The following is a 14,594-nucleotide window of genomic DNA, read 5'->3' on the forward strand; positions in this document are numbered from 1 at the left end:
GCGAGGCTAAAAAGAACGGCACCGCAAAATACTCACGGTGCCGTTCGGATGGGCCGGTAAGCCCAGATTACATCTTCACGACGTCGAGGACGGACTTCTTCTTGTCCTTGTACTCGTACAGCGTGATGGTGCCTTCCTTCATGTCGCCCTTCTCGTCGAAGGCGATGTTGCCGATCACGCCCTTGTAGTTGGTCTTGGGCATTTCGGCCAGGATGGCAGCCGGTTCGGTCGAGTTGGCGCGTTTCATGGCATCGACGATAACCATCACGGCGTCATACGTGAACGGCGCGTAGATCTGCACCGGCGCGTTGAAGCGGGCCTGGTAGCGCTTGTCGAAATCCGCGCCCTTCTCCATGCGCGACAGCGCCAGGCCTGCCTCGGAGCAGATGATGTTGGTCACGGCCTCGCCGGCCAGTTCGGCCACCTTGTCGGTACAGACACCGTCGCCGCCGACGATCTTGGCGGGGATGCCCAGTTCGCGGGCCTGCTTGGCGAACGGGCCGCCGGTGGCGTCCATGCCGCCGTACATGATCACGTCCGGCTTCTTGCCCTTGATCTTGGTCAGGATGGCCTTGAAGTCGGTGGCCTTGTCGTTGGTGGCTTCACGCGCCACCACGTTCACACCGGCGGCCTTGGCGGTCTTCTCGAACTCGTCGGCGAGGCCCTTGCCGTAGGCGGTGGCATCGTCGACGATCGCCACGCTCTTGGCGTTCAGGGTCTTGGCGGCGTAGTTGGCCAGGGCCGGCCCTTGCTGGGCGTCGGTAGCCACCACGCGGTAGGTGGTCTTGAAGCCCTGCTTGGTGTAGTCCGGGTTGGTCGACGACGGCGAGATCTGCACGATGCCGGCGTCGCTGTAGATCTTGGACGCAGGGATCGACACGCCCGAGTTGAGATGGCCGACCACGGCAGCCACCTTGGCGTCGACGAGTTTCTGCGCCACGGCGGTGCCGGTCTTGGGATCGCCGGCATCGTCTTCGCCGACCAGTTCCAGCTTGACCTTCTTGCCACCGACTTCCAGGCCGGACTTGTTGACTTCTTCCACGGCCAGGCGGGCGCCGTTTTCGTTGTCCTTGCCAAGGTGCGCGATGCCGCCGGTCAGCGGGGCCGCGTGGCCGATCTTGACGACGACCTCGCCACCACCTGCCGCAGGCGCTGCGGGAGCCGCGGCTGCCGGCGCCGAAGACGCCGGCTCCGCCGGCTTTTCTTCCTTCTTGCCGCAAGCTGCGACCAGCGCCACTGCGGCCGCGATCGGCAGAATCTTGGCAAACGTGATTTGCATGAGTGATCTCCTAGGATTCACAAAAACAGGGATTTGCAACGCCTCCCGGACGTTTCCCTGGACCGCCGTTGTTTAGTTTCAATTTGAAACGCGCGCATTGTATCCCCTTTCTTAGTCGATGCAATACGCGACGCAACATCCTTGACCATTTACCGCGCATTTGAGCTAGGGAATTTCCCCAATGCACAGATTGCGGCAATTCCCGCTCACATGACGCGGCCGCCCCTCCTTCTTACAAGAACCGTGCCTGCGGCGCCCCAGGCGGCGAGGAAGCAGCGCCGGCACCACCTATAATGCACCATTATTAATTAGGCGTTTCATTTAACTAGCGTGGTGCTTCTCTCTAATGTGCAGAATGTAGCGCCGCACCATAATAGGGAAAACCCCAGCTTCGGGGATTACCCTGATTTGCGTCCGGCACGAATGGCGGGCACCCCGCACCGACCGCGGGCATTATCCCCAAGCCGGCAGCGGCCAGAAACAAAAAGGGGCGCCGCAACCGCGGCGCCCCTTTATCGGGCCAGCATTCAGGCATCGGGGTACCCCCGCGCCGCGCTCAGGCGGCTGCGCTGGTGGGCAGCAGCCCGCGGGGAAGCGGGAACGCCATGTTTTCCTCGATACCCTTGAGCGGACGTACCTGGCGCGCACCCAGTTCGCGCAGGCGCTCGACGATGGACTGGGCCAGCGCTTCCGGCGCCGAGGCCCCGGCGGTCAGGCCGATGCGGCGCTTGCCGGCGACCCACTCGGGCCGCACCTGCTCGGGCGCGTCCACCATATAGGCCGGCACCCCCAGGCGCTCGGCCAGCTCGCGCAGGCGGTTGGAGTTGGAGCTGTTGGGACTGCCGACCACGATCACCACCTCCACCTGCGGCGCCATGAACTTCACCGCGTCCTGGCGGTTCTGCGTGGCATAGCAGATGTCCTGCTTCTTAGGCTCGCGAATCTCCGGGAAGCGCCCCTTGAGCGCGGCCACGATCTCGCGGGTCTCGTCCACCGACAGCGTGGTCTGGGTGACATAGGCCAGCCGCGACGGATCGGCGATCTGCAGCGCCGCGACATCGCCAACCGATTCGACCAGCACCATGCCGCCGTTGGCCTGGCCCATGGTGCCTTCGACCTCGGGGTGGCCGCGATGGCCGATCATCACGATCTCGCAGCCCTGCGCGCGCAGCTTGCTGACTTCGACATGCACCTTGGTCACCAGCGGACAGGTTGCATCGAAGACGTGCAGGCCGCGCCGGGCCGCGTCATCGCGCACTTCGCGCGACACGCCATGGGCGCTGAAGATGACGGTGGCGCCAGCGGGCACCTCGTCGAGCTCGCCCACGAACACCGCGCCCTTGCGGCGCAGGTCGGCCACCACATACGCGTTGTGGACGATTTCATGGCGAACGTAGATGGGGGCGCCGAAGCGCTCGAGCGCGCGCTCGACGATCTCGATGGCGCGGTCCACGCCGGCGCAGAAGCCGCGCGGCTGGGCCATCAGGATTTCTGCGTCGGGGGCGGGGATCAGGTCGGGCATGCTGCGGTATCCGGACAGGTTCGGCGTGGCGACGTTCAGAGAATGCCGATCAGCTGCACGTCGAACAGGATGGTCTGCCCAGCCAGCGGATGGTTGAAGTCGAACAGCGCGGCAGTCTCGCCGATCTCCTTGAGCACGCCGGCGTACTTGCCGCCGCCCGGCGCGTTGAACTCGACCAGGTCACCCGGGCTGTAGTCCTCTTCGAACGAACTGTTCTCGCGCAGCGTGGCCAGCGACACCCACTGCAGCAGTTCGGCGTTGCGCGGGCCGAAGGCCTGCTCGGGCGCCAGGCGATAGGTCATGCGCTCGCCTTCGGGCATGCCCAGCAGCGCCTGCTCGAGCGTCGGCGCGAACTGGCCCTGGCCCAGCAGCAGCGTCGCGGGCTTTTCCTCGAACGTGCTGACGACCTCGGTGCCGTTCTCGAGCGCGATGCTGTAGTGCAGGGTCAGGAAGGAGTCGGCCTGGACAGTCTTGCGGCCAGCCGTGCCGCCGTCGGCTTCCGACGCGAAATTTTGCAAATTCATGGGTGATCAACCAAGGGAGGGTAGGAGCAGGCCATTGCTGGCCCACTCCCCCCTAAGAACCGTACGTGCGGGTTTCCCCGCATACGGCTCAAGCCTTCACAAAAATACCATCAAATCGATGGCACCGGCTTTACAACAGAAAGCCCGTGGTTATGCACTTGGACGTGACAGTTCGGATGCAGCAGCACGCGGTTCCTCAGACCATCAGAGCCACCGCGTACGCGGTACTCGATGTGGTGGTCATGCCACCCAGTGTCCTTGGTCATCTTGCACTGACACAGAGCACACAAGCCCCGCTGGGATATGTACAGCTTGATCCACTGCTTTCGGTGCGCCATGCTGTCAAGCAGCCGCTCCTGTCGCAATGTTTCACCATACACCTCCTGCGCCGGATCAAAAGGGTTGTAATCCCCTCTGACCTTCTTGTGCCTTTGGATGGGCGTGCTCGCGAGCGAGTACAACTCAACCCATACCTCACTATCGACATCTTTCACTACTGTGGTGCCAAACACCCAACTGCGCTGACCGACTGAGCCGAAGTACTTCTTCCGCACCCAATCCGCCTTCTTGCCTGGATGTCGCCGCTTGGCCCACCGCCATAGGGCACGAAAAATGTCGTGCCCCAAACGGTTGAAAGCCGCCTTCGCCACTACGGCGCGGTGGTACTGCGCCCATCCTCTTAGCATCGGGTTCAGCAGTCGAATCAGCTCTGACTGCTTCACCGTCTTGTTGGCACTGATGACATCCTTCACCTTGCGGTAGAACGTCTGCACGTTCTTCCTGCTCGGCTTGATGAGCAGCGTTCCGGAGTACTTCCGGAAGTTCCACCCCAGAAAGTCAAAGCCGTCGGCTATGTTGACGATCCGCGTTTTCTCCGTTGATAGCGCCAGCCCTCGTACCGCCAGGAACTGCTCCACCCACGGCTTCACCTCGTTTTGTAGGATCTCAGGCGTGGTGCCCGTGATCACGAAGTCGTCCGCATAGCGCACAACATTCACCTTCAGCTTCCGCGTTTTGGCGACTCCCAGTTTCTTCTCGAAGGAAGCAACCAGTTGTCGTTCCAACCCATTCAACGCCACGTTTGCCAGAGTCGGGGAGATGATTCCTCCCTGCGGTGTTCCGGCTTCGGTCGCCTGAAACTGGCCCTGAAATATCACGCCAGCCTTCAGCCACTTGCGGAGGATGGCTCGGTCCATGGGGACGTTGCGCTCCAGCCAGTCGTGACTGATATGGTCAAAGCAGCCTTTGATATCCGCCTCCAGTATCCATTGGGCTGAGTGCCCTCTGGACAGGTTGACGAACAGCTGTGACATGGCATCCGCCGTGGAACGATTGATCCGGAACCCATAAGAATTCGGATCGCTCGTCCCTTCGGACACCGGCTCCAGCGCCAGCAGGTGCAAGGCCTGCATGGCTCGATCCAACATGGTCGGAATGCCTAGTGGGCGCTCCTTCCCGTTGGCCTTAGGGATAAAGACCCGCCGCAATGGCAATGGCCTGTACCCTCGGCGCTTCAACCGTCCGATGGCTTCCCACCGGACTTCAGGCGAGTCCCACAGTTCGCGATCGACGCCTGCCGTTCGCTTACCTTGGTTCTCCGTCACTCGCTTTACCGCCGATGCCTTGGCGGAAAACGAGCGGGTCAGAGACCGTTGCAAGGCTTTCACCCTGCGCCAGTCCCCTTCCTGTGTTGCCTTCGCAATTCGAATCTGCATTGCCCGGACGTTCCGCTCCACTTGGCGCCAATTGATGGCATCCCAGCGTTGCGGTGCGCCGGAGAGCGCAGATTTATCCTCACGGATAAATGCTTCCATGCTGCTCTCCTATCTTGAGGTCTTCCCCCGAAAACGCAGAGACAACATGCCCCCTGAGGGGCATATTGCCCCTCAGGGGAAGAAATTTCGGTTTCAAGCGGGTTAGCCAGTCGTCCTGCGACGAAAGACCAGTTGGAAGTCTGCCCGCTTTCGCGTGAGGTGATGTTTCAACCCCTATCCGAATCATTACAACCCGGCGTTCGCTTTCTCCAACCTCCCATACCCGCACAGCCAACAGCGTTCCTTACGGTCCGCCTGCCTGAGCCGCACTGCGCTCGGGCAGCCATACGGGCTTACCACGTTCCCTGCACGCTACAAGACCGGGTTAGGGTCTGCCTCTTCGCCGATGGTCTAGTGACGACGTGCTCCGAATGTCCAGCGGAGCAACCGACCAAATACCGTTTTGGTTAGTGCCTGTCAGCAGCTTTGGCACCGCAATACTCACGACGTTTATCAGCAGTTCACTTCCGTTACCCATACCAGTCAGCCTAGCTCCTCGACCCCATGGCTGCTCGGAGTCTCTACCAGAAGACCTCACGGTCCTCTGGCACCCTTACGGGGGCTACATTGTCAGGAGAGCTTCATACCCCACCGTTACCAGTGACGCATGTCTCCCTAGGCTACTGCTAGTCGCATAGCAGGTTCGCTATCAAAGCGCCCTCGCGGACGTGTCTGACCGAACCATAGCGTGCAGAGCTTTCGCTCCGCCTGAACCCTACCTGCCGGTCCGACTGGACCGGAAATGCAAATGCTCCGCCTTGTGGGCAGATGACATTCGCCCACTTGGCGTTTGGTGGCCAACGTGGCCACGTTCAAACTTGATGCCAAACTTCGGCATGTAAAGCCATTGTCCCCTCTTAGAGAGAGGACAACGCCACGCCCGAGGGCGTGGTTCGCGCCTTTGGGCGGGCACTGGCTGGTAAGCCAGTACTGCAAGCAACGCTTCTCAGATAACTCTGAAAAGTGAGCAGGCGCTAGCGGCGTAAGCTATGGTGGGCTTCGTTTCACTAGCATGTGGGAGTACTCTCCCAGGGTCGATGCGTCTAACGCGACGCGGACGGACACGAGTGTGCGTGTCGCACGAACAACCCGTATTGTATTCGACTGGCCCCTGGCCCGCCGCCCCAGCGCCTCAGGCCCTGTTCCCGAAGCGACTACTCTGGATGCCCATGACCATTGCCAAATGGCCCGCCTGCGAGCGGCCACGCGAGAAACTGCTGGAAAGCGGCGCTGCCGCCCTGTCTGATGCCGAACTGCTGGCCGTCCTGCTGCGCGTGGGAGCGGCCGGCAAAAGTGCCGTGGACCTGGCACGCGAGCTGCTGCACCGCTTTGGCTCGCTGACCGCGCTGTTCGCGGCCGAGGGACACGCGCTCACTGGCGTGCGCGGCATGGGCGCGGCCAAGTTGGCCCAGCTGCAGGCCATCCCCGAACTGGCCCGCCGGGCGCTGGCCGAGTCGCTGCGGCTGCCTGACGGCTTCGACTCTCCGGATTCGGTGCGCAGCTACCTGCGCCTGACGCTCGCACCGCTGCAGCACGAAGTCTTCATGTGCCTGTTCCTGGACCCCGGCAACCGCATGGTGGCCAGCGAAGAGCTGTTCCGCGGCACGCTGACGCGAACCTCGGTCTACCCACGCGAGGTGGCGCGCCAGGCCCTGGCGCATAACGCCGCCGGCATTATCGTCGCCCACAACCATCCGCGCGGCACCACCGCTCCCAGCCAGAGCGACATCCACCTGACACGCGAACTGGCACGCACGCTCGACCTGATCGACGTCCGGCTGCTGGACCATTTCATCGTGGCGGGACATGAAATCCGCTCGCTGGCGGAATCCTGCGACCGCCTGCCAGGGCTGTGACGCCTACGGCACGGCGGGAGCCGGGCCGCAACACTGCCCCGCGGCGGAGCACAGAAAGCATTGATTCGCTGGGGGAATCCGGTCTATAATGCCCGTTTTGCTGAAGTCTCAACCGCTGCAGTCCGGGCCCGCGCGCCTTTTGTTGATCTGTTGCGAACATTGTCCACGAATAGAAGATTTAGGAGTGCTTCATGGCACGCGTCTGTCAAGTGACCGGGAAAGCGCCGATGGTCGGCAACAACGTTTCCCACGCAAACAACAAGACCAAGCGCCGTTTTCTGCCCAACCTGCAGAATCGTCGTTTCTTCGTTGAATCCGAAAACCGCTGGGTGAGCCTGCGCGTCTCGAACGCCGGCCTGCGCCTGATCGACAAGAAAGGCATCGACTCCGTGCTCGCCGACCTGCGCGCACGCGGCGAAGTCTAATTAGGAGTACATCATGGCAAGCAAGGGCGGCCGCGACAAGATCAAGCTGGAATCGACCGCAGGTACCGGTCACTTCTACACCACCACCAAGAACAAGCGCACCATGCCGGAAAAGATGGAGATCATGAAGTTCGATCCCGTCGCCCGCAAGCACGTCGCTTACAAGGAAACCAAGATCAAGTAACTGATCCGGTCTCCCGCCAGAAAGCCCCGCCCTGCCGCGGGGCTTTTTGTTGCCCGTCGATGGCATATCGGCGCTGCGTACTGATGCACGGGATGGCGCGCCGGGTGTAGACTTTGCCGTTTCCCCCAATCTGCCAAGCGCCCTGCCGGCGCTCTCCTTGCACCATGAATTTCGACGTCGCCATCGTCGGCAGCGGCCTGGCCGGCCTTACGGTCGCATTGCAACTGGCCGACACCCACCGGGTGGCCATCCTCAGCAAGCGCGCCATGACGCAGGGCGCCAGCGATTGGGCGCAGGGCGGCATCGCCGCGGTGCTGGATTCCGGCGACAGCCACGACGAGCACACCCAGGACACGCTCGTTGCCGGTGCGGGGCTGTGCGATGAAGAGGCCACGCGCTTTATCGTCGAGCACGGGCGCGAGGCGATCCAGTGGCTGATCGACCGGGGCGTGCCCTTCACCCGCGACGCGCAGGCAGAGCTGGGTTTCCACCTGACGCGCGAAGGCGGCCATAGCCGCCGGCGCATCATCCACGCCGCCGACGCCACCGGCCATGCCGTGGTCAGCACGCTGCTGCAGCAGGCCACGCAGCACCCGAACATCACCATCCTCGAAGACCACTTCGCGATCGACCTGATCACTTCGCGCAAGATGGGGCTGCCGGGGGACCGCTGCTACGGCCTCTACGTACTGGATGACCGCACCGGCTCGGTGCACACCATCACCGCCACGCACACCGTGCTCGCTGCCGGTGGCGCCGGCAAGGTCTACCTCTACACCACCAACCCGGATACGGCCACCGGCGACGGCATCGCGATGGCGTGGCGCGCGGGCTGCCGGGTGTCGAACATGGAATTCATCCAGTTCCACCCGACCTGCCTGTACCACCCTTATGCCAAGTCCTTCCTGATTTCCGAAGCGGTGCGCGGCGAAGGCGGCCTGCTCAAGCTGCCCGACGGCACGCGCTTCATGCCCGAACACGACGAGCGCGCCGAACTGGCGCCGCGCGACGTGGTGGCGCGCGCGATCGACTTCGAAATGAAGAAGCGGGGGCTGGACTGCGTCTATCTCGATATCACGCACCAGCCCGAGGCCTTCCTGAAGGAACACTTCCCGACCATCCATGCGCGCTGCCTGGAACTGGGTATCGATATCACGCGCGAGCCGATTCCGGTGGTGCCCGCCGCGCACTACACCTGCGGCGGCGTGGTCACCGATACCATGGGCCGCACCGATATCGGCGGCCTCTACGCCGTGGGCGAGACCGCCTGCACCGGCCTGCATGGTGCCAACCGGCTGGCGTCGAACTCGCTGCTCGAATGCATGGTGATCGGCCGCGCCGCCGCCGACGACATCGCCTCGCAGGACAAGGCCGGCGCGCCCAATATCACGCTGCCGGCGTGGGACGAGAGCCGCGTATCGGATGCCGACGAAGAAGTCGTGGTGTCGCACAACTGGGACGAGTTGCGCCGCATGATGTGGAACTACGTCGGCATCGTTCGCACCAGCAAGCGCCTGGAACGCGCGCAGCACCGCATCGTGCTGCTGCGCGAGGAAATTGCCGAGTATTACGCCAACTTCCGCGTCACCACTGACTTGCTGGAACTGCGCAACCTGGTGGAAGTGGCTGCGCTGATCGTGGACAGCGCCTATTCGCGGCATGAAAGCCGCGGCCTGCATTTCAGTCGGGACTATCCGGATTCGTTGCCGAAGGCGCTGCCGACGGTAATGCAGCCGCCCGCCGGCCGCAAGCGTTGACGACGCATTTGCCAAGCAAAACGGGGTGGCGCCGCATGGCCCACCCCGTTATTCATTTGGCCGGAATCACCCTCAGCCGATGATCCGCAGCGAGTAATCCGTCGCGCGCACGTCCTTGGTCAGCGCGCCCACCGAGATCCGGTCCACCCCGGTCTCGGCGAAGGTGCGAATGGTGTCGGCATTGACGCCGCCCGACACTTCCAGCAGCGCCCTGCCCTGGTTGATCTTCACCGCCTCCTGCATCATCGGCACGGTGAAGTTGTCGATCAGCACCGACGTGGCACCGGCCGCCAGCGCTTCCACCAGTTCGGCCAGGCTCTCTACCTCGATCTGCACCGACGCCTGCGTATCGAGCGCCAGCGCCGCCCGCATCGCCGCGCCGATGCTGCCGGCCGCGGCGATATGGTTTTCCTTGATCAGGATGCCGTCATACAGCGCCAGCCGCTGGTTCTCGCCCCCGCCGATACGCACCGCGTACTTCTGCGCCAGGCGCAGCCCGGGCAGCGTCTTGCGGGTATCGAGCACGCGCGCACGGGTGCCGGCAATCAGGTCGGCGTAGCGGCGCGTGGCGGTGGCCACGCCGGACAGCAACTGCAGGAAGTTCAGCGACGGACGTTCGGCGGTCAGCAGCGAGCGCGCCGGGCCGGCGATCTCGCACACCACGGAATCCGGCGCCATGCGCGCGCCCTCTTGCTGCAGCCAGCGCACTTCCAGCGCCGGGTCGACCGCACGCATGCACGCATCGAACCAAGGCTGGCCGCACAGCACCGCGGACTCGCGCACGATCACGCGCGCGTGCGCGGCCTTGTCCGCCGGCACCAGCAGGCCGGTCAGGTCGCCGCTACCGACATCCTCGGCGATGGCTGCCTGGACATTGGCCTGCAGCGCTGCCTCCAGCGCCGCGCCGTAGCTATCGAAAACCGGATTCACGCTCATGCCGGGCCGATCCCCTGGAACAAGGCCTGCTCTTTGGCGAGGTCGGCCGACGGACGTACATTGCGCTTCTGCGCGGCAGCGAAATCCAGCATGCGGTTGATGCAGGTTACGGCCTGGCGGCCGATCACGGGATCGACATGGATCTCGTTGCGGCCAGTCTCCAGCACCTCGGCCAGGTTGGTCAGCGCGTTCATCGCCATCCAGGGGCAGTGCGCGCAGCTCTTGCAGGTCGCGCTGTTGCCGGCGGTCGGCGCTTCGATGAAGTGCTTGCCGGGCGCGGCCATGCGCATCTTGTGCAGGATGCCGTTGTCGGTGGCGACGATGAACTCGGTCGCGTCCAGCTTCTGCGCAGCCTCGATCAGCTGCGACGTGGAGCCGACCACGTCGGCCTGCGCCACCACGTTCTCCGGCGATTCCGGATGCACCAGGATCTTGGCGTTGGGGAACTCACGGCGCAGCAGGTCCAGTTCGATGCCCTTGAACTCGTCGTGCACCAGGCACGAGCCCTGCCACAGCAGCATGTCGGCGCCGGTCCGCTTCTGGATATAGCTGCCCAGGTGCTTGTCCGGTGCCCACAGGATTTTCTTGCCCTGCGCGTGCAGGTGCTCGACGATCTTCAGCCCGATGCTGGAGGTCACCATCCAGTCCGCGCGCGCCTTCACCGCGGCGCTGGTGTTGGCGTAGACCACCACGGTGCGGTCCGGGTGCGCATCGCAGAAGGCAGCGAACTCGTCGGCCGGGCAGCCCAGGTCGAGCGAACAGGTCGCGTCCAGGTCCGGCATCAGCACGGTCTTCTCGGGGCTGAGGATCTTGGCGGTCTCGCCCATAAAGCGCACGCCGGCCACCACCAGCGTCCTGGCTTCGTGGTCGCGGCCGAAACGGGCCATTTCGAGGGAGTCGGAGACGCAGCCCCCGGTTTCTTCGGCGAGGTCCTGCAGGTCGGCGTCGACGTAGTAGTGCGCTACCAGCACCGCGTTGCGTTCCTTCAGCAAGCGGCGGATACGCGCCTTCAGTGCCTGCCGTTCATTGGGCGACAGCACCGGCGGCACCTTGGCCCAGGCATGGGCCACGCAACTGCCGCCAGCGGCGTTTTGGGCACCCGTCAGGTTCGGCTTCTCGAACTCGACGGTCTTGATCGATTGTGGGGTCATCTCCGGGTACTCCTCTAGACCTCCGCCAACAGGGTGCGGCCGGCCAGAACATGGGGGAGTTTATCTAAAACAAAAGCCCCGCCATGGGCGGGGCTTTGTCAAACCATACGGCGCGGCCGAATTGTATCAGGCGTAGCGGCGCAGGCGCAGCGAGAAATCGTGCAGCGCCTGGATACCGCTGGCCTCGGCACGGTGGCACCAGGCCTGCAGCTGCTGCAGCAGCTGCTCGCGCGTCAGGTTGGAACGGCCCCAGATGGCGGCCAGTTCACGGCGCATTTCGACGAAGGTCTGCAGCGCCTTGTTCTGCTCGACGATGCTCGCCAGTTGCTCGCGCTGCTGCGCGGCCAGCTTGGTTTCCTCGCGGTGGAACCACTTGCTGGCGGGCTTGAAGCTGCGGTACTCGGCCACGCCGCCTTCCTTGAGCTTGTCCAGTTCCTGGCGGAACGCACCCTTGACGGCCTTGGCGTAGCGCGCCATCACGTCATAGCGGTTGGCGATGATGGCTTCCAGCGTGTTGTGGTCGACCGGACGGGCTTCCACCAGGCGCGCCTTGGGCGGGATCTTCTTGACCTTGGCCAGCCCCACCGCCTGCATCGCGCGGATATAGCCCCAGCCCACGTCAAACTCATACCACTTGATCGAGAACTTGGCCGAGGTCGGGTAGGTGTGATGGTTGTTGTGCAGTTCTTCGCCGCCAATGATCAGGCCCCACGGCGACACATTGGTCGACGCGTCTTCGCAATCGTAGTTGCGGTAGCCCCACCAGTGGCCCAGGCCATTGATGATGCCGGCGGCGTGGATCGGGATCCACAGCATCTGCACCGCCCACACCGACATGCCGATCACGCCGAACAGCGCCAGGTCGATGATCAGCATCAGGCCCACGCCTTGCCAGGTGAAGCGCGAGTACAGGTTGCGCTCGATCCAGTCATTGGGGCAGCCATGGCTGAACTTGGCGATGGTTTCCTTGTTCTTGGCCTCGGCACGATACAGCTCTGCGCCTTCCAGCAGCACCTTGCGGATGCCGCGGGTCTGCGGGCTGTGCGGATCGTCTTCGGTTTCGCACTTGGCGTGGTGCTTGCGGTGGATGGCGGTCCACTCGCGGGTGACCATGCCCGTGGTCAGCCACAGCCAGAAGCGGAAGAAGTGCTGCGCGATGGGGTGCAGATCCAGCGACCGGTGCGCCATGCAGCGGTGCAGGAAAATGGTGACGCCGGCGATCGTGATATGCGTCATCACGAGCGTGTAGATGACGATCTCCCACCAGGTCCAGTTGGCAAGGCCGTTGGCGGCCCAGTCAAGAATAGTGTCGAACAAACTGTTCTCCGTCGGTTAAACAGGGACTTTCCCGTGCAATCCGGCTGGGCCGGTACACACAACGCGCAGAAAAAATAGCTGCGAATCTATTGATTGCGATAGCTGTCTGGCGCTTGCCACGGGACCCGAAGTCGCTCCGGGCTCCCCCAGGGCAGGCACGCGGGGCGCCGGCCGTGGCTAGCGGCTCATGAAGCGAGCCGGGTACGAGCCGCTGCAATCTGGCGGCTGTCTGATGTGGGAGCGGGATGTCTCAACCCGCGACAACCCGGCATTCTACCGGATCGCCGAGGGCGCAAGCATACGCTATTTCCCGGATTTGGACGGGGCGCAACGGTTTTCGTTCCACGGGTGGCGCATCCGTCGCTCGCTCGGCGTACCCCCTTGCCGGGGAGCTCAGGAGGCGTTTGCAGCCTCTGGCAAAGTGCTCGCCTTCGGCCCGCAAGGCGCCCCAGGCAGCGTCTCATGCATCACGCGGAGTTCGCGCTGCGGGTACGGAATGGAGATGCCGTGCTCGCGCAGCGTACGCCAGATGGCGCGGTTCATCGCCGATTGCACCCCGAGCTTGCCGTTCTGCGGATCGGCCACGAACACCGCGACTTCGTATTCGATGCCACTGTCGGCGAACAGCACCAGGAAAGCCGCGGGCTCAGGGTCGGGCAGCACGCGCGGCAGTGTGCGCACGCATTCGGACAGCAGCGCGATCACGGTCTCGGGATCGGCGCTGTAGTCGGCCTGCACGCGTGTCGCCACGCGCACGTTGGTATTCGAGAACGAATGGTTCTGCACCGACTGCGCCACCAGTTGCTCGTTCGGCACCAGGGTCTCGCCGTCGCCGTTGCGTACCACGGTGTAGCGGGTGCGGATCTGCGACACGATGCCGGTGTACTTGTCCACCGTTATCTGGTCGCCAAGCTTGACCGAGCGGTCCAGCAGGATGATGAAGCCCGAGATGTAATTGCTGGCGATCTTCTGCAAACCCAGCCCCAGGCCCACGCCCAGCGCGCCGCCGAAGACCGACAGCACGGTCAGGTCGATGCCCACCAGTGACAGGCTCAGCAGCAGCGATACCAGCAGCAGCAGGGCCTTGGAAATCCGCGTCAGCACCACCTTCAGGTTGCCGTCGAGGTTGGCCGACCGCATCAGCCGCTCTTCCAGCCACGAGCCAAACCACAGCGCCACCAGCACGGTCAGCAGGATCCAGACCACCGCCATCAGGGTCTCGGCCACGCTGATCTTCTGCTTGCCGCCGATCGAGAAGCGCACGCTCTCCATCCAGCCAACCACGTCGCCGAGCACGCCCAGCACATACAGCGCCATGCCCACCCAGACCAGCGTGGTCAGCACCTTTTCCACCAGCAGCAGCATGCCGTGCAGCTGGCCGCTGCCGGACATCACGCGGCGCAGCACGTAGAAGGTGAAATTCAGCGCGGTGATGCCGAACAGCGGCACCAGCGCCAGCCGCAGCACGCTGACCGGGATCAGCGGCGCCAGCGCAAAACGGGCCACCAGCACCAGCGCCCAGCCCGCCAGCGGGAACATGGCGCGCTCGAGGCTGGCAGCGGCGAAGCGCACCGAGAAGCTCGAGTCCTCGTAGCGCGCCTCCAGCCGCCGCACCACGAAGCGCGCCAGCGGCCACGCCACCAGCAGGCAGGCGGCGAGCACCAGCAACTGCCAGAAAAAGCCGGGGCCGCCGGCATCGCGGATCAGGTCGTCCAGCATCTTGCCGAACATCGAATGCGAGGCCTTCAGGTCCTTCAGGCCGCCGAGGTCGGACAGGGTTTCACCGTTCATGGTGCAGATTCAAAGTTGGCCGCCCGCGCGCGGCGGGC

General features: G+C 63.8%; 12 protein-coding genes. 4 read left to right on the forward strand and 8 right to left on the reverse strand.

The features are described 5' to 3' along the window. Window positions 1-67 precede the first annotated feature (67 nt). The 4 genes from MKD50_RS05865 to ltrA form a co-directional block, all read right to left on the reverse strand. Window positions 68-1,279 (reverse strand): branched-chain amino acid ABC transporter substrate-binding protein, encoded by a 1,212-nt coding sequence (locus tag MKD50_RS05865; protein WP_115704546.1) that lies wholly within the window; start codon window positions 1,277-1,279, stop codon window positions 68-70. 556 nt (window positions 1,280-1,835) lie between these two features. Next, window positions 1,836-2,801 (reverse strand): 4-hydroxy-3-methylbut-2-enyl diphosphate reductase, encoded by a 966-nt coding sequence (gene ispH / locus MKD50_RS05870; RefSeq protein WP_252666639.1) that lies wholly within the window; start codon window positions 2,799-2,801, stop codon window positions 1,836-1,838. Window positions 2,802-2,836: 35 nt separating this feature from the next. Then, window positions 2,837-3,325: an FKBP-type peptidyl-prolyl cis-trans isomerase gene (locus tag MKD50_RS05875; protein WP_252666640.1), complete on the reverse strand. Its 489-nt coding sequence runs from the start codon at window positions 3,323-3,325 to the stop codon at window positions 2,837-2,839. A gap of 110 nt (window positions 3,326-3,435) precedes the next feature. Next, window positions 3,436-5,139, reverse strand: coding sequence for a group II intron reverse transcriptase/maturase (gene ltrA, locus MKD50_RS05880; RefSeq protein ID WP_252666641.1), 1,704 nt, complete (start codon window positions 5,137-5,139; stop codon window positions 3,436-3,438). A gap of 1,169 nt (window positions 5,140-6,308) precedes the next feature. Between ltrA and radC the strand changes: the two genes are divergently transcribed. The 4 genes from radC to nadB all read left to right on the forward strand — a co-directional run bounded on the left by radC (window position 6,309) and on the right by nadB (window position 9,361). Next, on the forward strand, window positions 6,309-6,995 hold the full coding sequence (radC, locus tag MKD50_RS05885) for a RadC family protein (RefSeq protein ID WP_115704552.1): 687 nt from the start codon (window positions 6,309-6,311) through the stop codon (window positions 6,993-6,995). Between the two features lie 191 nt (window positions 6,996-7,186). Continuing rightward, entirely contained in the window at window positions 7,187-7,420 is a 234-nt protein-coding gene (rpmB, locus tag MKD50_RS05890) for a 50S ribosomal protein L28 (RefSeq protein WP_006575661.1), read from the forward strand. A 13-nt stretch (window positions 7,421-7,433) separates the two neighbouring features. Further along, complete coding sequence (rpmG, locus tag MKD50_RS05895) at window positions 7,434-7,604, forward strand: 50S ribosomal protein L33 (RefSeq protein ID WP_010814980.1); 171 nt, start codon at window positions 7,434-7,436, stop codon at window positions 7,602-7,604. A 164-nt stretch (window positions 7,605-7,768) separates the two neighbouring features. Beyond that, a complete protein-coding gene (gene nadB / locus MKD50_RS05900) occupies window positions 7,769-9,361 on the forward strand; it encodes an L-aspartate oxidase (RefSeq protein ID WP_240072563.1) in 1,593 nt (530 codons plus the stop codon). Between the two features lie 72 nt (window positions 9,362-9,433). Here nadB and nadC read toward each other — a convergent pair whose 3' ends face one another. The 4 genes from nadC to MKD50_RS05920 form a co-directional block, all read right to left on the reverse strand. Next, window positions 9,434-10,297 (reverse strand): carboxylating nicotinate-nucleotide diphosphorylase, encoded by an 864-nt coding sequence (nadC, locus tag MKD50_RS05905; protein ID WP_252666642.1) that lies wholly within the window; start codon window positions 10,295-10,297, stop codon window positions 9,434-9,436. Then, window positions 10,294-11,448, reverse strand: a complete 1,155-nt coding sequence (nadA, locus tag MKD50_RS05910) for a quinolinate synthase NadA (protein ID WP_252666643.1) — start codon at window positions 11,446-11,448, stop codon at window positions 10,294-10,296. The genes nadC and nadA overlap by 4 nt, the downstream gene beginning before the upstream one ends. A 126-nt stretch (window positions 11,449-11,574) precedes the next feature. Then, on the reverse strand, window positions 11,575-12,765 hold the full coding sequence (locus MKD50_RS05915) for a DesA family fatty acid desaturase (protein WP_252666644.1): 1,191 nt from the start codon (window positions 12,763-12,765) through the stop codon (window positions 11,575-11,577). 393 nt (window positions 12,766-13,158) lie between these two features. Then, entirely contained in the window at window positions 13,159-14,556 is a 1,398-nt protein-coding gene (locus MKD50_RS05920; RefSeq protein ID WP_252666645.1) for a mechanosensitive ion channel family protein, read from the reverse strand. Window positions 14,557-14,594 lie beyond the last annotated feature (38 nt).

It is taken from the genome of Cupriavidus mimosae (genome assembly GCF_023952485.1).
Taxonomy (GTDB): domain Bacteria; phylum Pseudomonadota; class Gammaproteobacteria; order Burkholderiales; family Burkholderiaceae; genus Cupriavidus; species Cupriavidus taiwanensis_C.

What these genes read in the sequence shown, in the direction of transcription:
- radC (WP_115704552.1), top strand. Translation starts at nt 6,309, where the DNA reads ATGACCATTGCCAAATGGCCCGCCTGCGAGCGGCCACGCGAGAAACTG.
- MKD50_RS05875 (WP_252666640.1), bottom strand. Translation starts at nt 3,325, where the DNA reads ATGAATTTGCAAAATTTCGCGTCGGAAGCCGACGGCGGCACGGCTGGC.
- MKD50_RS05865 (WP_115704546.1), bottom strand. Translation starts at nt 1,279, where the DNA reads ATGCAAATCACGTTTGCCAAGATTCTGCCGATCGCGGCCGCAGTGGCG.
- nadB (WP_240072563.1), top strand. Translation starts at nt 7,769, where the DNA reads ATGAATTTCGACGTCGCCATCGTCGGCAGCGGCCTGGCCGGCCTTACG.
- rpmB (WP_006575661.1), top strand. Translation starts at nt 7,187, where the DNA reads ATGGCACGCGTCTGTCAAGTGACCGGGAAAGCGCCGATGGTCGGCAAC.
- nadA (WP_252666643.1), bottom strand. Translation starts at nt 11,448, where the DNA reads ATGACCCCACAATCGATCAAGACCGTCGAGTTCGAGAAGCCGAACCTG.
- MKD50_RS05920 (WP_252666645.1), bottom strand. Translation starts at nt 14,556, where the DNA reads ATGAACGGTGAAACCCTGTCCGACCTCGGCGGCCTGAAGGACCTGAAG.
- rpmG (WP_010814980.1), top strand. Translation starts at nt 7,434, where the DNA reads ATGGCAAGCAAGGGCGGCCGCGACAAGATCAAGCTGGAATCGACCGCA.
- ltrA (WP_252666641.1), bottom strand. Translation starts at nt 5,139, where the DNA reads ATGGAAGCATTTATCCGTGAGGATAAATCTGCGCTCTCCGGCGCACCG.
- ispH (WP_252666639.1), bottom strand. Translation starts at nt 2,801, where the DNA reads ATGCCCGACCTGATCCCCGCCCCCGACGCAGAAATCCTGATGGCCCAG.
- nadC (WP_252666642.1), bottom strand. Translation starts at nt 10,297, where the DNA reads ATGAGCGTGAATCCGGTTTTCGATAGCTACGGCGCGGCGCTGGAGGCA.